22 protein-coding genes are annotated in these 23,008 nt (G+C 63.5%); 16 read left to right on the forward strand and 6 right to left on the reverse strand.

Going from position 1 to position 23,008, the window contains the following annotated elements:
- The first annotated feature begins 8 nt into the window (after positions 1–8).
- The 9 genes from fhcD to J2W46_RS02985 all read left to right on the forward strand — a co-directional run bounded on the left by fhcD (position 9) and on the right by J2W46_RS02985 (position 7,376).
- The gene (fhcD, locus tag J2W46_RS02945) at positions 9–968 is read left to right on the forward strand and encodes a formylmethanofuran--tetrahydromethanopterin N-formyltransferase (protein ID WP_131321015.1); all 960 of its coding nucleotides are present in this window, start codon (positions 9–11) and stop codon (positions 966–968) included.
- Positions 965–1,819, forward strand: coding sequence for a formylmethanofuran dehydrogenase subunit C (locus J2W46_RS02950; RefSeq protein ID WP_310351154.1), 855 nt, complete (start codon positions 965–967; stop codon positions 1,817–1,819). The genes fhcD and J2W46_RS02950 overlap by 4 nt, the downstream gene beginning before the upstream one ends.
- A gap of 15 nt (positions 1,820–1,834) precedes the next feature.
- Complete coding sequence (locus tag J2W46_RS02955) at positions 1,835–2,398, forward strand: cytochrome b (protein WP_020066354.1); 564 nt, start codon at positions 1,835–1,837, stop codon at positions 2,396–2,398.
- A 35-nt stretch (positions 2,399–2,433) separates the two neighbouring features.
- Entirely contained in the window at positions 2,434–3,429 is a 996-nt protein-coding gene (locus tag J2W46_RS02960; RefSeq protein WP_310351157.1) for an alpha/beta fold hydrolase, read from the forward strand.
- Positions 3,426–4,346: a pyrroloquinoline quinone biosynthesis protein PqqB gene (gene pqqB / locus J2W46_RS02965; RefSeq protein ID WP_310351160.1), complete on the forward strand. Its 921-nt coding sequence runs from the start codon at positions 3,426–3,428 to the stop codon at positions 4,344–4,346. Before J2W46_RS02960 ends, pqqB begins: the two co-directional genes overlap by 4 nt.
- A 43-nt stretch (positions 4,347–4,389) precedes the next feature.
- Positions 4,390–5,157, forward strand: a complete 768-nt coding sequence (gene pqqC / locus J2W46_RS02970) for a pyrroloquinoline-quinone synthase PqqC (RefSeq protein WP_310351162.1) — start codon at positions 4,390–4,392, stop codon at positions 5,155–5,157.
- Positions 5,154–5,423 (forward strand): pyrroloquinoline quinone biosynthesis peptide chaperone PqqD, encoded by a 270-nt coding sequence (pqqD, locus tag J2W46_RS02975; protein ID WP_310351163.1) that lies wholly within the window; start codon positions 5,154–5,156, stop codon positions 5,421–5,423. The genes pqqC and pqqD overlap by 4 nt, the downstream gene beginning before the upstream one ends.
- A 4-nt stretch (positions 5,424–5,427) precedes the next feature.
- The gene (gene pqqE, locus J2W46_RS02980) at positions 5,428–6,630 is read left to right on the forward strand and encodes a pyrroloquinoline quinone biosynthesis protein PqqE (RefSeq protein ID WP_288827229.1); all 1,203 of its coding nucleotides are present in this window, start codon (positions 5,428–5,430) and stop codon (positions 6,628–6,630) included.
- An 83-nt stretch (positions 6,631–6,713) separates the two neighbouring features.
- A complete protein-coding gene (locus J2W46_RS02985) occupies positions 6,714–7,376 on the forward strand; it encodes a response regulator (RefSeq protein ID WP_020066360.1) in 663 nt (220 codons plus the stop codon).
- Here J2W46_RS02985 and J2W46_RS02990 read toward each other — a convergent pair.
- On the reverse strand, positions 7,346–8,368 hold the full coding sequence (locus J2W46_RS02990) for a histidine kinase (RefSeq protein WP_310351167.1): 1,023 nt from the start codon (positions 8,366–8,368) through the stop codon (positions 7,346–7,348). The genes J2W46_RS02985 and J2W46_RS02990 overlap by 31 nt on opposite strands.
- Before the next feature lie 204 nt (positions 8,369–8,572).
- Here J2W46_RS02990 and J2W46_RS02995 point away from each other — a divergent pair, with 204 nt between their 5' ends.
- Complete coding sequence (locus J2W46_RS02995) at positions 8,573–10,936, forward strand: TonB-dependent receptor (RefSeq protein ID WP_310351170.1); 2,364 nt, start codon at positions 8,573–8,575, stop codon at positions 10,934–10,936.
- A 74-nt stretch (positions 10,937–11,010) separates the two neighbouring features.
- Here the strand turns inward: J2W46_RS02995 and J2W46_RS03000 are convergent, their stop codons facing one another.
- Complete coding sequence (locus J2W46_RS03000) at positions 11,011–12,132, reverse strand: YVTN family beta-propeller repeat protein (RefSeq protein WP_310351172.1); 1,122 nt, start codon at positions 12,130–12,132, stop codon at positions 11,011–11,013.
- A gap of 261 nt (positions 12,133–12,393) precedes the next feature.
- On the opposite strand from J2W46_RS03000, the gene J2W46_RS03005 reads away from it, so the two are divergent.
- The 5 genes from J2W46_RS03005 to J2W46_RS03025 all read left to right on the forward strand — a co-directional run bounded on the left by J2W46_RS03005 (position 12,394) and on the right by J2W46_RS03025 (position 16,085).
- Positions 12,394–13,110: a MotA/TolQ/ExbB proton channel family protein gene (locus J2W46_RS03005; RefSeq protein WP_088173966.1), complete on the forward strand. Its 717-nt coding sequence runs from the start codon at positions 12,394–12,396 to the stop codon at positions 13,108–13,110.
- A 178-nt stretch (positions 13,111–13,288) separates the two neighbouring features.
- A complete protein-coding gene (locus J2W46_RS03010) occupies positions 13,289–14,059 on the forward strand; it encodes an HAD family hydrolase (protein WP_310351176.1) in 771 nt (256 codons plus the stop codon).
- The gene (gph, locus tag J2W46_RS03015) at positions 14,056–14,748 is read left to right on the forward strand and encodes a phosphoglycolate phosphatase (RefSeq protein ID WP_310351179.1); all 693 of its coding nucleotides are present in this window, start codon (positions 14,056–14,058) and stop codon (positions 14,746–14,748) included. Before J2W46_RS03010 ends, gph begins: the two co-directional genes overlap by 4 nt.
- A 220-nt stretch (positions 14,749–14,968) precedes the next feature.
- Positions 14,969–15,247: a DUF1488 family protein gene (locus tag J2W46_RS03020; RefSeq protein WP_027804359.1), complete on the forward strand. Its 279-nt coding sequence runs from the start codon at positions 14,969–14,971 to the stop codon at positions 15,245–15,247.
- Positions 15,248–15,293: 46 nt separating this feature from the next.
- Positions 15,294–16,085: a phosphate/phosphite/phosphonate ABC transporter substrate-binding protein gene (locus J2W46_RS03025; RefSeq protein ID WP_288827220.1), complete on the forward strand. Its 792-nt coding sequence runs from the start codon at positions 15,294–15,296 to the stop codon at positions 16,083–16,085.
- Positions 16,086–16,125: 40 nt separating this feature from the next.
- Here the strand turns inward: J2W46_RS03025 and J2W46_RS03030 are convergent, their stop codons facing one another.
- From J2W46_RS03030 to J2W46_RS03045, 4 genes are all read right to left on the reverse strand, one after another.
- The gene (locus J2W46_RS03030; protein ID WP_310351183.1) at positions 16,126–18,159 is read right to left on the reverse strand and encodes an acetyl/propionyl/methylcrotonyl-CoA carboxylase subunit alpha; all 2,034 of its coding nucleotides are present in this window, start codon (positions 18,157–18,159) and stop codon (positions 16,126–16,128) included.
- Positions 18,160–18,231: 72 nt separating this feature from the next.
- Positions 18,232–19,017, reverse strand: coding sequence for an enoyl-CoA hydratase/isomerase family protein (locus tag J2W46_RS03035; RefSeq protein WP_310352016.1), 786 nt, complete (start codon positions 19,015–19,017; stop codon positions 18,232–18,234).
- Positions 19,018–19,045: 28 nt separating this feature from the next.
- The gene (locus J2W46_RS03040) at positions 19,046–20,653 is read right to left on the reverse strand and encodes a carboxyl transferase domain-containing protein (RefSeq protein ID WP_020066372.1); all 1,608 of its coding nucleotides are present in this window, start codon (positions 20,651–20,653) and stop codon (positions 19,046–19,048) included.
- A 97-nt stretch (positions 20,654–20,750) separates the two neighbouring features.
- Positions 20,751–21,932 carry an isovaleryl-CoA dehydrogenase gene (locus tag J2W46_RS03045; RefSeq protein ID WP_131320556.1) on the reverse strand — a complete coding sequence of 394 codons (1,182 nt, stop codon included), beginning with the start codon at positions 21,930–21,932 and terminating at the stop codon, positions 20,751–20,753.
- A 281-nt stretch (positions 21,933–22,213) separates the two neighbouring features.
- Here J2W46_RS03045 and J2W46_RS03050 point away from each other — a divergent pair, with 281 nt between their 5' ends.
- A complete protein-coding gene (locus J2W46_RS03050; RefSeq protein WP_204521735.1) occupies positions 22,214–22,969 on the forward strand; it encodes a TetR/AcrR family transcriptional regulator in 756 nt (251 codons plus the stop codon).
- The last annotated feature ends 39 nt before the right edge of the window (positions 22,970–23,008 follow it).

Consider the following 23,008-nt stretch of genomic DNA (forward strand, 5'->3'; position numbering starts at 1 on the left):
CGCACACGATGAGCGACACGGCGACCCTGCAAATCAACGGCACCACGATCGACGCCACCTTCGCGGAAGCATTTCCGATGAAGGCGACGCGGCTCGTGATCACCGCGCATACGCCGGCGTGGGCAATGAACGCGGCGCGCTCGCTGACGGGTTTTGCAACCTCGGTGATCGGCTGCGGCTGCGAGGCCGGCATCGAACGCACGCTCGAAGGCGACGAAACACCAGATGGACGGCCGGGCGCCGCCGTGCTGCTGTTCGCCGTGTCGTCGAAGGAACTGGCCAAGCAGATCGAACGGCGTGTCGGGCAATGCGTGCTCACTTGCCCGACCACTGCCGTGTATCGCGGCATCGATCCAGAAACGAGCCGAGCGCCGCTTTCCGATCTCGCACCGCTCGGCAAGAACCTGCGTTTTTTCGGCGACGGCTGGCAGATCTCCAAGATGCTGGGCGACACGCGCTACTGGCGAGTGCCGGTGATGGACGGCGAATTCGTCTGCGAGGAAACCGCGCCCACCGTGAAGGCCGTGGGCGGCGGCAATCTGATTCTTCTCGCACGCGATATCGACGCGGCGCTGGCCGCTGCCGAAGCGGCCGTCGCCGCGATGCGCATGTTGCCGAACGTGATCATGCCGTTTCCAGGCGGCGTCGTGCGTTCGGGTTCGAAGGTCGGCTCGAAGTACAAAGGCGCCACCGCGTCCACGAACGACGCGTTCTGTCCGACACTCGCGGGCCTCTCGGCGCGCAGCGAACTAAGCGCGGAAGTAGGCTGTGTGCTCGAAATCGTGATCGACGGGCTCACCGAAGCGGACGTCGGCGCGGCGATGACGGCGGGCATCGTCGCAGCCGCCGGACTGGGGCGCGCGGCGGGGCTGCTGCGCGTGTCGGCGGGCAATTACGGCGGCAAGCTCGGTCCCTACCACTTCCATCTTCACCAACTGGCGGCCGGTCTCGGCGGGAGCGGCGCATGACTGTCGTGACCACGTTGCGCGTCAGGACGGCGCCGGTTTTTCGCGTCGACGCCTCGGCGTTGCTGCCGGCATCGCTCGCGGCGCTGTCCATCGCGGACGTCGAGCGCATCGTGCTGCCCGCAGGCAACGATAGTTGCGCCGTCGGCGATGTATTCGACGTCTCGCGCAGCGGCGATGCGGCTGCGTCGGACGAAGCGGGCCAGGGTGGCGCCGACTGCGCCCTGATGATCGAAGACGCCGTACCGTGGCTCGACCGCATCGGCGCGCGAATGACGCAAGGCCACCTCATCGTGAGCGGTTCGACAGGCGATCAATGCGGCTTGCAGATGGCCGGCGGCGTGTTGCGGATCGACGGCGACGCGGGCCATTTCACCGCCTGCGAAATGCACGGCGGACGGCTGACGGTGGCGGGCAATTGCGGCGATTTCGCGGCGGGCGCGCTCGCCGGCGACATGGAAGGCATGACGGGCGGCACGCTGACGATTCACGGTAACGCGGGCGCGCGGCTCGCCGACCGCATGCGTCGCGGGCTCGTGCTGGTGGGCGGCAATGCGGGCGATTTCGCAGCGTCGCGGCTCGTCGCGGGCACCATCGGCATCGCCGGTCAACTGGGCGCACACTATGCGTATGGGATGAGGCGCGGAACCCTGCTGCTCGCCCAGCGTCCCACCAGTGTGCCGCCCACCTTCACCGACGGCGGCCGTGGTTTCGACGTATTCTGGTCTCTGCTCGTGCGCAGTCTCGCCAGCGAGATTGCGCCTTTCTCACAGTGGCGCGCGGCCCGTCTGCCGCGCCGCTATGCAGGCGACGTCGCCGTCGACGGACGGGGCGAAATCCTCGTGGTGGGCTAACCAAAGGAGGCAGACATGACGACCGCGCATTCTTCTTCCGCGCCCTCACGCGCCAGCGCCGCACCGCGCTACGCCGGCTCGATGATCGCACTGCATTGGCTGATCGCCTTCGGCATCATCGGCCTGCTCGCGCTCGGGCTGTATATGGTTGGACTGCCGAAGGGCCTGCCCGTCAAGGCGACGCTTCTGAACCTTCACAAGTCCATCGGACTGACGGTTTTCCTGCTGGTGCTTCTACGCATCGTGGCGCGTGTGGCCTTTCACCGGCCGCCCCTGCCGCCGATGCGACCGTGGCAACGCGCCGCCGCGCGCACTACGCAGGGCCTTTTATACGTGGCAATGGTGGCAATGCCCGTGTCGGGCTATCTGGGCTCGTCGTTCAACCGCTATGGAACGCGCTTCTGGGGTATCCCGCTGCCCAAGTGGGGCTGGGACGACGCGGGGCTGCGCGAACTGTTCTTCGGCATTCACGAAGCGACCGCCTATGTGCTGATCGCGCTGATCGCGTTGCATGTAGCGGGCGCGCTCAAGCATCAATGGATCGACCGTGACAATCTGCTCGCGAGGATGTTGCCATGAGGCGGCCGCGCTCAGCCACGCAAATGCACACACGTATGCGTCCGCAAACGGCGCCGACTGTGCACGCGCTGCGCACGCGCGACGCTCAGCGCGTGTCGTTCACGGTGACCGGAGCCGCGGACGGCGTGCCCGTCGTCGTGTTGCACGGTGGTCCCGGCAGCGGTAGCCAGCCCGACGCAACGCGGCTCTTCGACTTGACGCGCTTCAAAGTCGTGCTGATCGATCAGCGCGGCACCGGTCGCTCGACGCCGCGCGGCGGCGTGCGCCACAACCGCACGGACCTGCTCATCGAAGATATTGAGGCGGTACGTGTACGGCTCGGCATAGAGCGGTGGGGCGTGTTCGGCGGCTCGTGGGGCGCGGCACTCGCGCTCGCGTATGCGGGGCGGCATCCGCAATCGGTGACGGGCGTGGTGCTACGCGGCCTCTTTCTCACATCGGCGCGCGAGGTTCGCGGTCTCTTTGTCACGTCGCGCAGACGCGCGCCGCATGCATGGGCGAAGCTGTGTGCCGCCGCCCGTTGCACGCAGCCTGCCGGATTGCTCGCGCGCTGCGCCGCGCGCTTGCGGCGCGGCGGCGCGAGTGACGCGAGTGACGCGCAACAGCGAGCGCTCGCGCTCGCGTGGCGTGGCTATGAAAACGCAGTGCTTGCCAGTGCAAGCACGCGACGCAAGCTCGTGCCAGCCAGAATCTCACACAAGGAAAGCCGCAAGCTGGTCGATAAATATCGCATTCAGGCCCATTACCTGACGCATCGCTGCTGGCTCGGAGCGACACGACTGCTGTCGCTTGCGCGCGTCGCCGCCGCAGCGGGTGTGCCGCTTGCCGCCGTGCATGGCTCGCGCGATCCGGTGTGTCCACCGGACAATCTGCGCCGGCTCGCGCGGGCGGTGCCCGCCGCACACGTCGAGTGCGTGCGCGCAGGCCACCTGGCGAGCGATCCCGCCTTGCGCGAACGCGTGGCTGATGCGCTCGCGGCCATGTTTCTTCCATCTACTCACGAGGGGCGCACGCTGCGCCGCGCGGCATGAAAATCAAGGTACTGGGCTCGTCGGCGGGCGGCGGCTTTCCGCAGTGGAACTGCAACTGCCGCAATTGCGACGGCGTGCGGCGCGGCACGCTGAAAGCGACGCGCCGCACTCAATCGTCGATTGCGATCAGCGCGAACGGCGAGGACTGGCTGCTCGTCAATGCGTCGCCCGATCTGCTCACGCAAATTGCCGCAAACCCCGAACTGCAACCGGCTCGACGCGCGCGCGACAGCGGCATCGCCGCGGTGCTCGTCATCGACGCGCAGATCGATCACGTCACCGGCCTGTTGATGCTGCGCGAACGCGACACGCCGCTGCCGCTCTATGCGACCGATGCCGTCTGGCAAGACCTGACGAGCGGCTTTCCGATCGCGCCGATGCTCTCGCACTACTGCGGCGTCGAACACTGCCGCATCGCTTTGGACGGCGCGCCGCTCGCCGTCGACGCGTTACCCGGCGTGCAGATCCACGCGTTGCCGCTCACCAGCAAGGCGCCGCCCTACTCGCCGCATCGCAACGCACCGGAGCGCGGCGACAACATCGGGCTCGTCATCACCAACCGGCAGACAGGCAAGCGCGTGTTCTACGCACCGGGCCTCGGCGCGATCGAAGCACACGTGCTCGATGCGATGCGCGACGCGGGTCTGCTGCTCGTCGACGGCACGCTGTGGACCGCCGATGAAATGATCCGGCTCGGTCTCTCGAAGAAAACCGCGGCGGATATGGGTCATCTGCAGCAATCCGGTCCTGGTGGCATGATCGAAGTACTGGACTCGCTTGGCGAGCAGCAGGTCCGCAAGGTACTGATCCACATCAACAACACGAATCCGATTCTCGTCGAGGACGGCGCCGAGCGCCGTATCCTCATGGAGCACGGCATTGAAGTTGCGTACGACGGCATGACGTTCGAACTATGAAGCGTGCGCAGCAAGCACTGACTGCGCACGAACCGGAGATCGCATGAACGCGAAAGACACCTTGAGTGCAGCACCGAGCAACGCCGCCCAGAGCGGCGAAAAGTCTGGCGGCGAAAAGCCCGGCGGCGAAGCCTGGACGCGCGAGGAATTCGAAGCGCAGTTACGCGCGAAGGGCACGGCGTATCACATTCACCATCCGTTCAATGTGAAGATGAATAGCGGCGGCTGCTCGCGCGAACAGATTCGCGGCTGGGTCGCGAACCGTTTCTATTACCAGATCAATATTCCGCTGAAAGACGCAGCGGTGCTCTCCAATTGCCCGGATCGCGAGACGCGCCGCCGCTGGGTGCTGCGCATTCTCGATCACGACGGCTATGGCGACGAGGAAGGCGGCATAGAAACATGGGCACGACTTGGCGACGCGGTCGGCCTGTCGCGCGAGGAACTGTGGTCGCTCAAGCATGTGACGCCGGGCGTGCGCTTTGCCGTCGACGCGTACGTGAATTTCGCACGCCGCGCACCATGGCAGGAATCGGTGTGTTCGTCTCTGACGGAAATGTTCGCGCCGCAAGTGCATCGCGACCGGCTCGCAAGCTGGCCCGAACACTATCCGTGGATCGAAGCGTCCGGCCTCGCGTATTTCCGCTCACGCATCACGCTCGCGCAGCGCGACGTGGAGCACGGTCTCCAGGTCACGCTCGATCATTTCACACGTCGCGAACAGCAGGAAGGTGCGCTCGAGATTTTGCAATTCAAGCTCGACATTCTGTGGACCATGCTGGACTCGATCGAAAAGGCGTTTCCACAATGAACGACATGTCCAACTCGGAACGTCCCGCCCTCAACAAGCTGTTTCGCCTGCAATGGGAACCGGCGCAAGACGCTCACGTGCTGCTCTATCCGGAAGGGATGGTGAAGCTCAACCAGAGCGCGGCGGAAATTCTCAAACGGTGCGACGGCACGCGCGACATGAGCGCGCTGATTGCCGATCTCGAGCAGGCGTTCAACGCCACCGGACTCGGTCCCGAAGTGCGCGCATTCGTCGCTGAAGCGCATTCACGTGGATGGCTGGAGTAGCGCGATGACCGATCTTTCACAACCCGTTGCCGACGCACGGTCTCAAGCCGTGCCGGAGGGCGTCGCGCCGCCGCTGTGGCTGCTCGCGGAGTTGACCTACCGCTGCCCGCTGCATTGCGCGTTCTGCTACAACCCGGTCGACTACACCGATCACAGTCGCGAACTCAGCACCGAGCAATGGATCGGCGTGCTGCGCGACGCGCGCGCGCTCGGCGCCGCGCAACTCGGATTTTCGGGCGGCGAACCGCTGGTGCGCGACGATCTGGAAGTGCTGGTCGAGGAAGCACGGCGGCTTGGGTTCTACACGAATCTGATCACGTCCGGCATCGGTTTGACCGACAAGCGCCTCGGCGATCTGAAGGCAGCCGGTCTCGATCACATTCAACTGTCGTTTCAGGATTCGACGCAGGAACTCAACGACTTTCTAAGCAGCACACGCACGTTCGATCTGAAACAGCGGGTTGCCGCGTCGATCAAACGGCACGGCTTTCCAATGGTGCTGAACTGCGTGCTGCATCGCTACAACCTGCCGCACGTCGACAAGATCATCGAGATGGCGCTTGCGATGGGCGCCGAATATCTGGAACTCGCGAACACGCAGTACTACGGCTGGGCGCATCACAATCAGGCTCAACTGATGCCGACACGCGAGCAGCTCGACGAAGCAGAAGTCGTGGTGGAACGTTATCGACGCACGCATGGCGACCGGTGCAAAATTTTCTTCGTCGTGCCCGACTACTTCGAACGACGCCCGAAGCGTTGCATGAACGGCTGGGGCGCGGTCTTCCTTGGCGTAGCGCCCGACGGCGCAGCGCTGCCGTGCCACGCCGCGCGCGGTCTGCCGGGACTCGTGCTGCCGAACGTCAAAGAGACGCCGCTGCGCGAGATCTGGTACCACAGCGACGCGTTCAACCGCTTTCGCGGTCTGCAGTGGATGAAAGAACCGTGCCGCAGTTGCGAGGAGAAGGAGCGCGATCTCGGCGGCTGTCGCTGCCAGGCGTATCTGCTCACTGGCGACGCAGCCAATGCCGACCCGGTTTGCGACAAGTCGCCGTCGCATGAAAAAGTGGTGAACGTCACGCGCCTGGCGGCATCGGCCAGCGCGCCGCGTGAGCAACCGATCCTGTTTCGTAACGACGCAAACTCGCGCAAGCTTCTGGCTGCGCAAGCGGCGGATAAGCCGCATGACGGCGGCCATCACGAGTAAGTGGCAAGGGACAGTGCTGCAGGGTACCGGAGTAACGCGCTGAAGCGCGAACTCTGATCGACCGCGTTGCATGGAGGCTGAACATGGCAGGGGCGGACATTTCAGTGTTGCTCGTCGACGATCACGCCGTGGTGCGCGAAGGCTACCGGCGTCTGCTCGAAGTGAATGCCGACGTGCACGTGTGCGGCGAGGCGGCCGACGCCACCCTCGCCTATCAGCGCTTCTGTGCGCTGCGGCCCGATGTCGTGGTGATGGACGTGTCGCTGCCGGGAGCAAGCGGCATCGAGGCGATGCGGCGCATGCTCGCGCGCGAGCCCGATGCCCGAGTGCTGATTTTCAGCGTGCATGAAGAAGCGATTTTCGTGCGCCGCGCGCTGGATGCCGGCGCGCTCGGCTATGTGACCAAGGCCAGCGCACCCGATGTGCTCGTGGAAGCGGTTCGCACGATCGCGAGACGCGCGAGCTATCTGAGCCCTGACGTCTCGCAGGCGCTCGCACTGCGCAATGCCTTCAGCGAGGGCCCGCCTGGGCGGCAGTTATCCGCGCGTGAATTCGAAGTGCTGCGTCTGCTCGTGCAGGGTTACACGCTGCCGAGCATCGCCGAAAAACTCGGTCTTAGCCAGAAGACGGTGGCCAATCATCAGTCGGTGATCCGGCAGAAGTTCGGTGCCGACAACGGCGTTCAACTCGCGCAAATGGCAAGCCGCCTCGGACTTCAGTTCACCGGTTCGGCGAGTCCCGCCTGAGCGGGCACGCGCGCGCAAAACAGGAAGCCGCCTTCGGGCTTGCTCGCCACATGAAATTCGCCGCCGAGCGCCTCGACGCGCTCGCGCATGCCGATCAGGCCCAGGCCGTCGCGCGGTGCATCCAGATCGACACCGGGGCCGTCGTCGGCCATGGTCACGACGATTTCGTCGATCGGTTCGTTCGCCCTCGCAGTGTTTTCTGACATGTGTGCTTCGCGCGGCGCGCGCACCATGAACACCTCCACGCGTGAGTTGCGAGCGAACTTAGACACGTTCGTCAGCCCTTCCTGCACGAGCCGGTAAAGCGTGATCGTCAACGCGTCGCTAAGGCCCGAGTAATCGCCTTCTATTGTCAGCGAGAACGACGCATCTGGCAGCCGCTCGCGCCAGCCGTCGATGCAATGTTCAAGTGCACTCGGCAAGCCGAATTCATCCAGACCGATAGGCCGCAGCCGCCGGATCATGCCGCCTATTTGCCGGTACACATGGCTCGCGCTCTGCATCAGACCGAGCGATATCCGATGAACCTCCGGTTCGCGTGCCGCTGAAAGATCGCGAATGCGCGCCGCGTCGAGTGAAATGGCGTTCAGGTATTGGCCGAGTTCATCGTGCAGTTCCCGCGCGAGATGGCGGCGCTCGATCTCCTGCGCCTGCAACGCCTGATTGCCGAGACGCCGGTTGTCGGCCAGCAGACGTTCGGCCTGTTCTTCCAGCGCGCGGCTATAGGCAAGCTCGCGGCGCGTCTCGCGATAGCGCCGCCACGCGAACCAGGCGAGGCCCAAAGAGAGCACGCACAGCGTGCCCGGCAATTCGTCGAGCTGGAAGCGCTCCAGACCTCGCGTCCAGCGATACGCGTGCTCGCTGACATCGAACACCGAACTCAACACCGCAGCGAGCGTGGTCAGCGCGAGCACACATGCGAGATCGCGCGGAACCGTCGAATGCGATGGCTCGCGGCGGGCTGACGAAGGTTTGGAGGAATCGCTCGACATCACGTTTGCATTCTACTCAGGCCCGTCGGACACGAACTCTGGTTGCAACGAGTTAGGGAACGCTTCCTCGCGATTTCGGGAAAAGCTCCCGAGCTTCCGCGCGATGGCGCATGCGAAGCTTTGCACACCTTGAAAGAAAGCGCTACGCATGCCGCAACGCGGCTGCGCCACGAAGAAAGCGTCGCCCCGGCAGGAGACAGAATAATGAATATCACATCACGCGTGCGCCGTCCCAATCCCGTGCTCAATCTGCGGCGACGCGCCGGCCTGACGCTGGGATTCGGCAGCGCGCTCGCGAGCATTTCGGTCGGCGCGTGGGCTGACGGGCAACCGGCGGCCGAGGTGTCGGCATCGGCAGCGACATCGGCAAAAGTTGTCGAGACGGGTGCGGACGGCCAGACGACCACGCTCGCTCCGGTCGTGGTGGTCGGCACCACGCCGCTTCTCGGCATCGGCACACCGCTCGCTCAGGTGCCGGCCAATGTGCAAACGGTCCACGCGCAAGACATCGCGCAACAGCACCGCAGCACGCTCACCGATTACTTCGCGAAGAATCTGCCGAGCGTCGATATCGCCGATGCGCAGGGCAATCCGTATCAGATGAACGTCAACTATCGCGGCTTCACCGCGTCGCCATTGCTCGGCACACCGCAAGGCATTTCGGTGTTCGTCGACGGCGTGCGCGTGAACGAGCCGTTCGGCGACGTGGTCAACTGGGACGTGCTGCCGCAGCAAGCCATCGACACGATTCAACTGATTCCGGGTTCCAATCCGACCTATGGCCTGAACACGCTCGGCGGAGCGCTTGCTATCACCACGAAGAACGGCAAGACGAGCCCCGGCGGGGAGGCCGAAGTGGCGCTCGGCTCGTGGGGCCGCAAGAGCGCGCAAATCGAGCAAGGCGGCACGATCGGACAGAACCTCGACTACTACGTGACCGGCAACGTGGCCAACGACAACGGCTGGGCCGAACAGAATGCAAGCCGCGTGCGCCAGATCTTCGGCAAGCTGCGTTATACCGATGCGGACACCACGCTGTCGCTGTCGGCAGGTGGCGCGGACAACGATCTGCACGGCACGCAGACTATTCCGCGTTCGTTTCTTGGTAACCCGAAGCAGCCGTACACCTATCCCGACCAGAACCTCAACACGGCGGGCTACCTGACGCTCTCCGGCGAACACTACTTCAGCGACAACGTGGAACTGAGCGGCAATGCGTACTACCGGCATTTCCGCAACAGCAACCTGAGCAGCAACACCAATCCGAACTTCGGCTCCATCGGGGACGACGGCGACCTCGACACCACGCAGGCGACCAACGAAAAATCGGTGGTCTCGACCGAGAGCTACGGCGCGAGCCTGCAGCTCACGTTGCTCGGCAAACTCGGCGGCATGGAGAATCAGTTTGTCGCCGGCGTGTCGGCGGACATTGCAAATTCGCGTTACACGGAATCGTCGCAAGACGCGGTGTTCACCGACTCACGCGCGACGCTCGGCATCGGCGATTTCACGCAGCAGACCGCGGCGAAAACGCATAACGGCAACTACGGCATCTACATGCAAGACACGCTGTCGCTGACGAAGCAATGGTCGCTGACGCTTGCGGGCCGCTACAACTGGGCCGATGCCACCATCGGCGACTCGAGCGGCCTTCAGCCGCAGCTGAACGGACACCATACGTTTTCCCGTTTCAATCCGGCAGTCGGCATCAACTGGAATCCGACTTCGACGTTCACGGCCTATGCCACCTACAACGAAGGCATGCGTTCGCCCACGGCGATCGAACTCGCCTGCGCAGATCCCGCCGCGCCCTGCTCGCTGCCGAACGACTTCGTGTCCGACCCGGCGCTGCAACCGGTGATTTCGAAGACCTTCGAGTTCGGCGCGCGCGGACGGGTCGGTCAGGCGACGACATGGAGTGCGGCCGTATATAGAACGACGCTCGATAACGACATAGAATTCATCAGCAGCAACGGGGCCGCGAGCAATCGTGGCTTCTTTCAGAACGTCGGACGTACGCGCCGGCAAGGCTTCGAGCTTTCCGGGCGCAGCCAGCTAGGTCCACTCGCCGTGACGGCGAGCTACAGCTATATCGACGCAACCTACCGGTCGGCCTGGACCGAGAGCAGCCCGAGCAATTCGAGCGCGGACGCGAATGGCAACATTGTCGTGAAGCCGGGCGACCATCTTCCCGGAATCCCGGCGAACACGGTCAAGCTGCAGCTCGACTATGCAGCCACCGTGAAGTGGAAGGTTGGCGCGAACCTCACGTGGCGCGGCGGCATCTATGCACAGGGCGACGAAAACAACCAGGACGTGAACGGCAAGATCGCCGGCTATCTGCTGATCGATCTGGATACGTCGTACCAGGTGACCAAACAGTTGCAGGTCTTCGCGAACATCACGAACCTGCTCGACAAGCGGTATGCGAGCTTCGGCACGCTAGGCGAGAACTTCTTCAACGGCTCCAACCATACGTTCGATGGCGCGAACCCGAGCAACGAGCAGTTCGTCGGGCCAGGCGCGCCGCGCGGGTTCTGGGTCGGCCTGCGCTATGCGTGGAAGTGACGCGATGCGACACGATGCATACGCGAGGCGATGACACATGATGGACCTGTCATCGCCCCGCGAATGACGGGCAGTCAGCGCGATTCGATCGAGCCGTCGCTATGCGGATAGGTAACGATTCCCCATGCGAGCGGCAACTGGCCGATCTGCGTAATCGGCTGATAGCTGCGCGCATCGAGCACATAGACGGCGTCCGAGCGCCCGCAGGCCACCAGCAGTTTCGTGCCGTCCGGCGTAAAGCTGAAGTGCCAGCAGCGTTGTCCCACCGGAACGTCGGCGAGATGCTCGTAGCTGTGGCCGTCGAACACCTGGACCGTCTTGTCGCGCGCCGCGGCGACGAAGAGCCTCTTGCCCTCCGGACCGTATGCCACGCCGTATGGACCCAGCTTGGTATCCACGGACCGGACGACCTTGAACGTGTGCGCGTCGATGACGACCAGCTTGCTCAACGACTCGAGCGTGACCACGTATTCCTTGCCGTCCGGCGACAGGCGGATGCCGCGCGGACGCCCGCCCGCCGCGAGCTTCACGGTTCTGAGCGGTGCTCCGGTGCGCGCGTGATAGACGGAAACCGTGTCGTCGCCTTCGTTCGTGACGAGCATGCTCTTGCCGTCGCGCGAAAACTCGATGCCCTCGGTTTCGTGACCGCTCGTCACCGAACGCACCACGCGCCAGGTCTTCATATCGACGATCGCGATCTCGGCGGGCGGCTTGTTCGCATCGTCATCGTCGTCGGCATGCGGTTTGTTGCCTGACTCGTTAGCCGGCTTGCCGGGCTGCGGGTTCGCGGCGGGTGGTCCGCCGTCTTCGCCCGGCTCGTATGTGACGTACGCATAGCCGTTGTGCACACGCACAAACTCCGGATTCTTGCCGATTTTCACGCGCTGCACGACTTCCCCGGAAGCCGTATCGATGACGGCGAGGTCGCCGGTATTCTTGTTGGCCACCAGGAGGCGCGATCCGTCCGCATTCAGGCTCAGCCCGCGCGGACCCGCTTCGCCGACAGGAAACGTCTTCGTTAGCGTCATCTTGTCGAGGTCGATCACACCGACACCGGCCTTCTCGCTCGTCACATAAGCCGTTGGCGCCGCGGCTAGCGCCGGGACGGCCGCGAATGCGGCAAAGACAGCCGCGGCAGCCGCAGCTAAAACGATGGGACGTCCCCCTGTTGTTATACGAACGCGTGTCTCCAGCATATTTTTTACTCCGTTGTAAAAGCGGTGTGCCGCGCAAGCCCGGCATTCAAGCAAAGTAGTTCATTAAAGGAACGTTTGGCAACGCAGAGGGACAGGAAATTTTCCCGAATTGACTTAGCAACTGCAGTAGCCGTTCTAAAACGCCGCTCCGCAGCGGAGAATGAATGCGCAGACATCGACGATGCAACGCACGTCGCCTGCCTCTAGTCCGCTAGTTGCCTGCGTTTCGCTTTTCATGCGAAGCGACTTGAAGGAAACGATATGCAGCACTATGGTGTCGCGAATGTCTGGCAGAGCGGCGATCTCGTCACACGCGCGATCCTCGGCACGCTTTTCATCATGTCCATCGTGTCGTGGACGGTCATCGTCGTCAAACTGTGGCACGTTATGCGCATCAAGCGTGTGACCGGCCGCACCGACGCATTGTTCTGGCAAGCGGACAGCTTCGAACACGGGCTCGAAGACCTGGGCGGCCTCGATAGTTATAGTGGCGACGCATCGGCGGCAGTGCTGCGCGACAATCCTCTTCTGGCGCTTGCTGTGGCAGCCGCGGAAGCCGCGGCGCATCACCGGCAAAACAGGCCGCATCTGCAAGACCGCATCGGCGTGTCGGACTGGATTGCGCGCCGTCTGCAGGGCACCATCGACGACATCATCGCCCATATGCAAAGCGGTCTCGCCGTGCTGGCGTCGATCGGCAGCACCGCGCCGTTCGTCGGCCTCTTCGGTACCGTGTGGGGCATTTACCATGCGCTGATCGTGATCGGCGAAACCGGACAGGCATCGATCGATCATGTTGCCGGACCGGTCGGCGAGTCGCTCATCATGACTGCGTTCGGGCTCTTTGTCGCAATACCCGCGGTGCTCGGGTACAACGGCCTCACGCGCGCGAACAAGTCGATCGTCACCCGGCTCAAGCGCTTTGCGCATGGACTGCACGCGTACTTCGTCACCGGCCTGCAACTGCCGCGCGCGTGACGCGATAGCGCGGAAGCCTGTACTCTCGCGGCGCGCTCGCAGCGTTAAAAGCCGCTAAAGGATCGGTTATCGCGGTCCAAAGAAACTCTGAGTTCAAATTGCCGTGCCGCTCCGCTATCGTGACTGCACACCGGCGACATGCATGACGCCGCTCTGCAAACATGAAGAGGACTGGCTCATGCAAGCCTTGATCTTCGATGTGGACGGCACGCTTGCCGATACCGAAAGCGCGCACCTGCACGCGTTCAATGCGGCATTCGCGGAAGCCGGTCTCGACTGGCACTGGGACGAAGCGCTCTACTCGCGTCTTCTCGCGGTAGCGGGCGGCAAGGAGCGTCTGCTGCATTACTGGCGCATCGCCGACCCGCAAGAAGCCGAGGGCTCGGGCGTGAGCCGCGTCATCGACACGGTGCACGCGATCAAGACCCGTCATTACGCGGCCCGCGTGCGCAACGGCGGGTTGCCGTTGCGGCCCGGCATTGTGCGGCTGATCGACGAAGCCGCCGACGCCTCCATTCCCGTGGCAATCGCGACGACCACCACGCCGGCTAATCTCGATGCGCTTCTACAAGGTCCGTTCGGCACCGATTGGCGGAGCCGTTTCGCTGCGATCTGCGACGCGAGCACCACGCAGAAAAAGAAGCCTGCGCCCGATGTCTACCTCGACGCGCTTCGGCAACTCGGTCTGCCAGGCGCGGCTTGCATGGCGTTCGAAGACTCCGCCAACGGTCTGCGGGCCGCGCGCGTGGCGCTGATACCGACTGTCGTAACACCGACCGCATACACATCGCAGGATTCCTTCGACGGCGCGTTAGCCGTGCTGCCTCATCTCGGCGATCCTCATACGCCGATTCCATCCGGAACGGCAGGCGAGCGGCCCGCATGGGTGGACCTCGACACGTTGCGCCGCTGGCACCGCAATGCGTTGAACGAGGCCGCTGCGGCATGAGCGCGCAACCTGTTTTATCGCCGCAAGCGCGAACACGTGCCGTGCTGATCGACCTCGACGGCACGATGGTTCACACCGCGCCGGATATCGTCGAAGCGGCGAGCCGCATGCTCGCCGACTTCGGTCGGGCGCCGTTGCCATTCGACACGGTCAGCAGCTTTATCGGCAAAGGTGTTCCGAACCTCGTTCGACGCACGCTCGAGGCGGCGGCGCTGGACCGGCAAGTAGCTATGAGCGACGGGCTGGCGACTTTTCATCGGCACTATGAACAGACCAATGGCAAGCATGGCCATGTGTTTGCGCACGTCGCCGCCGGTCTCGGCGAGCTTCGACAGCTCGGCTACCGGCTTGCATGCGTCACCAACAAACCCGAGGCGCTTGCAGCGCCGTTGCTGCTGATGACAGGCCTTGCGGATCATCTCGACCTGCTGGTCGCAGGCGATTCGATCGAGCGCATGAAGCCCGATCCCGAACCGCTGTTGCACGCTTGCCGATTGCTGGGCGTAGATGTGGAGTGCAGCGTGCTGGTCGGCGATTCTCCGGTTGACGTGAGCGCGGCGCGAGCCGCCGGCATGCCGGTGTTCATCGTGAGCTACGGGTATGGCGGCCCGGATGGCCCCGTGGCGTTGCAATGCGATGCGCTGATCGATTCGTTTGCGAAACTGCCTGCTCTGCTTCTTCCGCGCTAAAACCTGCGACGGACACCGGCAAGCGCCCACGCTTGCGAATCGGTAGCCGTTGTAGTCCCACCTCGCGTGCCGGAGTGGTATCCATCATCTTTGCCTGGGCCTCAGCAGCACGTGTCCGCACCGCTGGCCGATTTCACCGCGAATGCTGGCTCTCCCACATACCGCCGGCTTACAGGTTGTCATGCTGACAACTCAGGCGCGCGCGCGAAAGGAGGTCGCCATGTCGGTTTATGTAGATGAAGGGTTCCGGCCCTGTGTCACGGAGTGCGCGACGGTCGCGTTCAGGGTGTGCCGCGACGACCGGGCGCAGATTTTCGAAGTGAGCGCGGATGCGTTGATCGCCTTTTGCGGCGCGGCAAGCGCGCGAAAGAAGGACTTACTGCTCGCATTCGAAGGCGCGCAAAACGAGATTCTCACCGTGGCCGCACAAAGGTGGACCTTCACGCCGAGCGAGCCCGTTCGGCTGGGTGTCGACGAATTCCGTATGATCTTGCATTAGTATGACCACGCATTAGTCAGCAAAATAGGTAAGCAAGACTCGCGTCATGACCTGGATCGCCGCCCTGCCGATGTACAACGTCACGCCCTCGCTCGAGACCGAGTGGCGCGGGTGGCTTTCCGACGTCTTGCGCATGGTCAAGCCCGCGTGCCGCATCGTCGAACCCGATGAAGAATTGCACGGCTTCTGGCGCCGGCCCAATCTGTTGATGTCTCAAACCTGCGGCTATCCGTTGATGCACGGCTTGCACGAACAGGTGCAGTTGATCGCCACGCCGCGCTTCGACGCGCCTGGTTGCGAAGGCGCGCATTACGCGAGCGTGCTCGTCACGCGCTCGGACGCGCCGTTCGATACGCTCGCGTCGCTGCGAGGCGCACGCGCCGCCTACAACCAGGACGATTCGAACAGCGGCATGAATGCGCTACGCCACGCGGTCGCGCCGCACTCGCACGAGGGTGCGTTCTTTCGCGCTGCGGTCCGCACCGGTTCGCATGTCGGCTCGCTGCGTGCCGTCGCGGAGAACCGGGCGGATGTCGCCGCGATAGATTGTGTGACGTTCGCTTTTGTCTGCGATGAAATGCCGGAACTCGCACGGCGAGTCAGGCGCATAGGCATGACAGCGGCTTCGCCGGGTCTGCCTTTAATCGCCTCGGACACGGTGCCCGCCGCAACGGTGGAAGCGTTGCGCGAGGCGCTTAACGAAGCGCTCGCACTGCGGCCCGATCGCGCAAGACGCCTGCGTTTGCAGGGCTTTTCCACGTTGCCGCTCGACGACTATAAACGCATTGCGCAACTGGAAAACGAGGCGCGCGCGGCCGGGTATACGCGCCTCGGCTAAGGTTTCGTTGCGGCTTTTACGCAGCCGGAAATGATCGCGCCTATTGCACGTCCAGCACCAGAAGCTGTGCACCGTCGGCCACCTGATCGCCGACCGCATACAGCACTTCAGACACCGTGCCTGCTGCCGGTGCGCCGATCGTGTGCTCCATTTTCATCGCTTCCATCACGATTAGCGGCGTGCCTTTCTCCACCACCGCGCCCGGCTCGACCAGGACCGCGATGACCTTGCCGGGCATCGGCGCGGTCAACCGTCCTTCGCCATGTTCGGCGTCCGCGGCATGTGCGAGCAGGTTCTGCCACTCGAAGGCCAGCGCGTGACCAAGACAGAACACATGGAACGTATCGCCGTCGATGAACACACGGCCCGTGGCGCGCGCATCGCCTATCGTCGCGCGGTATTCATGCAAGCCCGCGCCGCTGGACCATGAGAAAGCTTCGCGCACGCCGTCGTGTTCGAGCGTTTGCGTCGCGCCGTCGCGTGCAAAAGCGACGGTGAACGGGCTGCCGGTTTCCCCGCTGCTTTCGATAGCGAGCCAGCCCAGCGTTTGTGTGAAGCCGCTGTTCAGGCGCCAGTGCGATAGCGCATCCCACGGCGACGCGCCGTGCGCGGTGCCGCCCTCGCGCGTGAGCAGCGCGGCGCACGCGAGCGCGAGTGCTTCCTTGAACGGCTTCTTTACAGGCGCGAACAACGCCTCGTGATGCCGCTCGATCAGGCCCGTATCGAGGTCCCCCGTTGCGAACGGCTCGCTCTCGACAATGCGTTGCAGGAACTCGACGTTGGTGTGCGGACCGACCACCTCACACGCATGCAGCGCACGGCTCATTCGCGCGAGCGCTTCCTCTCGCGTCGCGCCGTGTACGATCAGCTTCGCGATCATCGGATCGTAGAACGGCGTGATCGTATCGCCCTCGCGCACACCGCTGTCGATGCGCACGGGCGCCTTGCGGCTTTCGCCCGCGCCAGCATGGATCGTGAATTCCACGCCTTCAGGCATGCGCAAATGCTTGAGCGTGCCGGTCGAAGGCAGAAACCCGCGCGCCGGATGTTCGGCGTAAATGCGCGCCTCGATTGCGTGGCCGTCAATCTTCAACTGGTCCTGCGTGAGCGGCAGCGGTTGGCCGGCGGCGACGCGCAGTTGCCATTCCACCAGGTCCTGACCGGTGATCATTTCCGTCACCGGGTGCTCGACCTGCAAGCGGGTGTTCATCTCCATGAAATAGAAGTCGCCTGTAGCCGTCATGATGAATTCAACGGTACCGGCACCGACGTAGTTCACGGCGCGCGCGGCGGCCACTGCGGCCTCGCCCATTTCGCGCTTGATTTGCGCTGACAGTCCCGGCGCGGGCGCTTCTTCCAGTACCTTCTGATGACGCCGCTGCACCGAGCAGTCGCGGTCGAACAGATAAACCGCGCCGCCGTGACGATCCGCGAAGACCTGCACTTCGACGTGACGCGGCCGCGTCAGATACTTTTCGATCAGCACTCGATCGTTGCCGAAACTGCTTGCCGCCTCGCGCTTGCACGAAGCGAGCGCCGCGAGGAAGTCTTCGCTGCGCTCGACAACACGCATGCCCTTGCCGCCACCGCCCGCACTCGCCTTGAGCAGCACCGGATAGCCGATCGCATCCGCCTCGCGATGCAATGGTTCGGGGTTCTGATCATCGCCGTGATAACCGGGAACGAGCGGCACCGCCGCCGCGTGCATCAACGCCTTCGCCGCGGCTTTCGAGCCCATCGCGGCGATCGCTTCGACCGGCGGTCCAATGAATACGATGCCGGCGGCTTCGCATGCATGCGCGAAGTCTTCGTTCTCCGACAGGAAGCCATAGCCGGGGTGCACGGCCTGTGCGCCGGTTGCGCGCGCCGCCTCGATAATGCGCGCTACGCGCAAATAACTTTCCGCCGCGGTCGCGCCGCCGATATGCACGGCTTCGTCGCAGGCGCTGACGTGCTTTGCATCGGCGTCCGCGTCTGAATAAACGGCCACACTCGCAATGCCGAGCCGCTTGCAGGTCGCCGCGACGCGGCACGCGATCTCGCCCCGGTTTGCAATCAGGATCTTGTTGAACATGAGTTGTCTCGATCTCGGGATATTCTTCTGGTGAAGGCCTGCGGGCGCCTCGGAATGTCAGTAAGCCGCGCTTCAATCACGCCAGGCAGGCGTGCGCTTTTCAAGGAACGACGCGACGCCTTCGCGGCCTTCCGCGCCGGCTCGCGTGCGCGCGATGCGCGCGGCGGTATCTTCGATCAGTGCATCGTTCAACTCGCGGCCCGCCATGTCCTGCACGAGCCGCTTGCAATTGCGCACCGCTTGCGGACCGTTCGCGCACAGGGTTTGCGCGATCTGCTGCACGGCGGCATCCAGTTGCCCGGCGCTGACCGCTTCGCCGACGAACCCGAGGCGCAGCGCCGTCGCGCAGTCGAACTGCTCAGCGGTGATGAAATAGCGGCGCGACGCCTGCTCGCCCAACGCGCGAACCACGTAGGGCGCGATAGTCGCCGGAATGAGCCCTAGCCGCGCTTCCGACAGGCAGAAGCGAGCGCTTTCCACCGCCACCACGATGTCGCACGCCGAGATGAGTCCCATGCCGCCCGCATAGGCGTCGCCATTTACACGAGCGATTACCGGCTTGCTGCAGCGATAGATGGACGACAGCATGTTCGCGAGCAGCATCGCGTCGGCGCGGTTCTCCTCGTCGGAGTAGGCGGCCATCTTCTTCATCCAGTTCAGATCGGCGCCTGCGCAAAAAGCCTTGCCGTTCGCGGCCAGCACGACCGCGCGCACGTCGTCGCGCGCGTCCAATGCCGTGAAGGCCGATGTCAGTTCGGCGATCATTGTTTCGTTGAACGCGTTGCGCACGTCCGGACGATTCAGCGTAACGGTTGCAACGTGCCCGGCGAATTCGACATTCAGTGTTTCATAGTGCATCGTGGCGGCTCCCATGCGTCGTGCTGCGTCACATCCGGAACACGCCGAAGCGCGTATCTTCGATCGGCGCATTCATCGCAGCCGACAGACCGAGACCGAGCACGTCGCGTGTTTGCGCCGGGTCGATGACGCCGTCGTCCCAAAGACGCGCGCTCGCATAGTACGGATGGCCCTGATGCTCGTATTGCTCGCGAATCGGCTGTTTGAAGGCCTCTTCTTCGTCGGCGCTCCATGAGCCGCCTCTGCCTTCGATACCGTCGCGCCTGACCGTGGCCAGGACCGACGCCGCCTGCTCGCCGCCCATTACCGAAATGCGCGCGTTCGGCCACATCCACAGAAAACGCGGCGAGAACGCGCGACCGCACATGCCGTAATTGCCCGCGCCGAAAGAGCCGCCAATGATCACCGTGAACTTCGGCACTTTCGCCGTGGCCACCGCCGTTACCATCTTTGCGCCGTTACGTGCGATGCCTTCGTTCTCGTACTTGCGGCCCACCATGAAGCCTGTGATGTTCTGCAGAAATACGAGCGGGATCTTGCGCTGGCAGCACAGTTCGATAAAGTGCGTGCCCTTCAGCGCGGACTCGGAAAACAGAATGCCGTTGTTTGCAATGATGCCGACCGGATGGCCCCAGATATGCGCGAAGCCGCACACAAGCGTCGTGCCGTAACGTGCCTTGAATTCGTCGAATGCAGAGTCGTCGACAATGCGCGCGATCACCTCGCGAATATCGAACGGCTTTCTCGTATCCACCGGAATCACGCCGTACATGCTCTTCACGTCGTAGCGCGGCGGCTTCGGCTCCTGCAACATGAGCGCCACGTGCTTCGTGCGGTTCAGATTGCCGACGATGCTGCGCGCAATCGCCAATGCATGCGCGTCGTTTTGCGCGAGATGATCGACCACGCCGGACAGACGTGTATGCACGTCGCCGCCGCCGAGGTCTTCCGCGCTGACCACTTCGCCGGTTGCGGCTTTCACGAGCGGCGGACCGCCGAGAAAAATGGTCCCCTGGTTCTTCACGATGATCGATTCATCGCTCATGGCCGGGACATAGGCGCCGCCTGCGGTGCATGAGCCCATTACCACCGCAATCTGCGGAATACCCGCTGCAGACAGATTTGCCTGGTTGTAGAAGATGCGGCCAAAGTGGTCGCGGTCGGGAAACACGTCGTCCTGATTCGGCAGGTTCGCGCCGCCCGAGTCGACGAGATACACGCACGGCAAGTGGTTTTCCGCCGCGATTTCCTGCGCACGCACGTGCTTCTTGACCGTGACCGGATAGTACGTGCCGCCTTTGACCGTCGCATCGTTGCAAACGATCACGCACTCGTGGCCCGCAATCCGTCCGATACCGGTGATCACGCCGGCGCCCGGCGCGTCGTCGTTATACATGCCGTAAGCTGCGAGTTGCGAGAACTCCAGAAACGGGGTGCCCGGATCGAGCAGCTTTTCGATGCGCTCGCGCGGCAGCAATTTGCCGCGCCCTGTGTGCTTTTCGCGTGCGGCCTGCCCGCCGCCCAGCGCGAGCTGTTCGACCTTCGCACGAAGATCGGCGACCAGCGCCTCGAGCGCCGCCGCGTTCGCGCGGAAGTCGTCGGAGCGCGGGTTCAGCTTGGATTCGATGATCGGCATTGCGTGGCTTCTCCTGTGTCGATCGGAGAATCGGAGTCGGCGCTTTAGCGCTTACTGCGATCTCATGCCGCTTGTTTGGAAGTTGGCGCGTGGGCGCTTACGCAGTCTCGGCAAACAGTTCGCGGCCAATCAGCATGCGGCGGATTTCGCTCGTGCCCGCGCCGATTTCATACAGCTTCGCGTCGCGCCACAAACGCCCAACCGGATACTCGTTGATATAGCCGTTGCCGCCGAGAATCTGGATCGCTTCGCCCGCCATCCATGTCGCTTTTTCGGCCGTGTAGAGGATCACGCCCGCGCAATCCTTGCGGACCTGGCGCACGTGCCCGGCGCCGAGCGTGTCCAGTTGACGGCCAACCGCGTAGAGATACGCGCGGCACGCCTGCAGCGTGGTGTAGAGATCGGCAACCTTGCCTTGAATCAGCTGGAATTCGCCGATCGATTGACCGAACTGCTTGCGGTCGTGAATGTACGGCACGACCGCATCCATCACCGCGACCATGATGCCCGTGGGGCCGCCCGCGAGCACCGCACGCTCGTAGTCGAGGCCGCTCATGAGTACTTTCACGCCGCCGTTCAATTGTCCGAGAATGTTTTCCTCAGGCACTTCCACGTCCTGGAAGACGAGCTCGCCCGTGTGCGAGCCGCGCATGCCGAGCTTGTCGAGCTTTTGCGCAACCGAGAAACCCTTCATGCCTTTCTCAACGATAAACGCGGTAATGCCACGCGAATTCGCTTCGACATCGGTCTTCGCGTAGACGACCAGCGTATCGCAGTCCGGGCCGTTGGTAATCCACATTTTCGTGCCGTTCAGCACATAGCGGTCGCCCTTCCTGTCGGCGCGCAGCTTCATGCTGACCACGTCCGAACCCGCATTGGGCTCGCTCATTGCAAGCGCGCCGACGTGTTCGCCCGACACGAGTTTCGGCAAGTACTTCTGCTTTTGCGCCTCGGTGCCGTTGCGATGAATCTGGTTCACGCACAGATTCGAATGCGCGCCGTATGAAAGACCGACCGAAGCGGACGCGCGCGAGATCTCCTCCATTGCGACCATGTGCGCGGTGTAGCCCATGTTGGCACCGCCATATTCCTCCGAGACCGTCATGCCGAGCACGCCGAGATCGCCGAATTTGCGCCACAGGTCCATCGGGAACTGGTCCGTGCGATCGATCTCAGCCGCGCGCGGCGCGATTTCTTTCGCAGCGAATCCCGCGATGCTGTCACGCAGCATTTCGATTTCTTCCCCGAGCGGGAATTGCAATCCGGGCAGGTTGCTCATTGCGGTGTCTCCAGAGTTCATTGGCGGCCGGACAACGATGCCGGCGAATCCGATCGCGGCCAGGCGGACGGCGGCCGGCTGCTGGGCCGCGTCTCTCGCCATACCTGAGGCGCGCGACGTTCAAGACGCATTTCACGCTAGATTTACGTAAGCGTCAATAGGTATTTCTGAGTATCACTCAGAAACCCATCGGATCGGTTCATGGCCGCTGATGCTGTGATAGCATGGGCTCAAAGCGGCGTTTTCAGCCGAACCCTTCCAGCAAATTGACTTCGACTCATATGACGGTTGCTCTCAAGGCCGAATTGCCCGCATCGCGCCGCCAGCCGGCCGGGCGCAAGTCGCAGCAGCGGGTCAAAGAGATTCTTCAGGCGGGCCGCGACGTGTTCTCCGAGAAGGGCTACGAACGCGCCACGACCGCCGAGATCGCCCAACGCCTGGGCGTTTCCGAGGCGACCGTCTTCAGCTACTTTCGCGGCAAGCGCGAGTTGTGCGCGCGCGTTATCGGCGACTGGTACGACGAGATCATCGACGCAATCGAATCCGGACTGCCGCGCGACGGCACGGTGCGCCAGCAGTTCGCGTTTATCGTGCGGACGCATTTGCGGCTGATGCTCGTGAACGGCACCGACCTCTGCGCGCTGGTGTTGTCGGAAGGACGCGCGCGTCATCATGAGTTGAGCGAGGCGCTGACCGAGTTGCAGCGCCGCTATACCGCGCCGCTAATGCGCGTTCTGGCTCAAGGCCAGGAAAGCGGCCAGATTCGCGCGGACATGCCTTTGCGCTTGTTGCGCTCCATGGTGTTCGGGCCAATGGAACATGTGTTGTGGGACGCGACGCTCGCGAACCGGCACACCGACATCGAAGCAACCGCGGATCAGTTGATCGACGTACTGTGGGCCGCGTTGACACCGCCCGATCTCGCGGTGAATGCATTGCAACAGTTCAGGGCGGAAGTGGCGGAAGCAAACCGTCGTTTCGAGGAAGCCACGCGTGAGGCCGCTGCGCGCAACGTCGATCCGGCAAGCGGCGAATAGCGTCTGGCGTTTCGGTTTCTGTTTCCCCTACTATTCGTA

This window comes from Paraburkholderia strydomiana (genome assembly GCF_031456815.1).
GTDB lineage: Bacteria > Pseudomonadota > Gammaproteobacteria > Burkholderiales > Burkholderiaceae > Paraburkholderia > Paraburkholderia caledonica.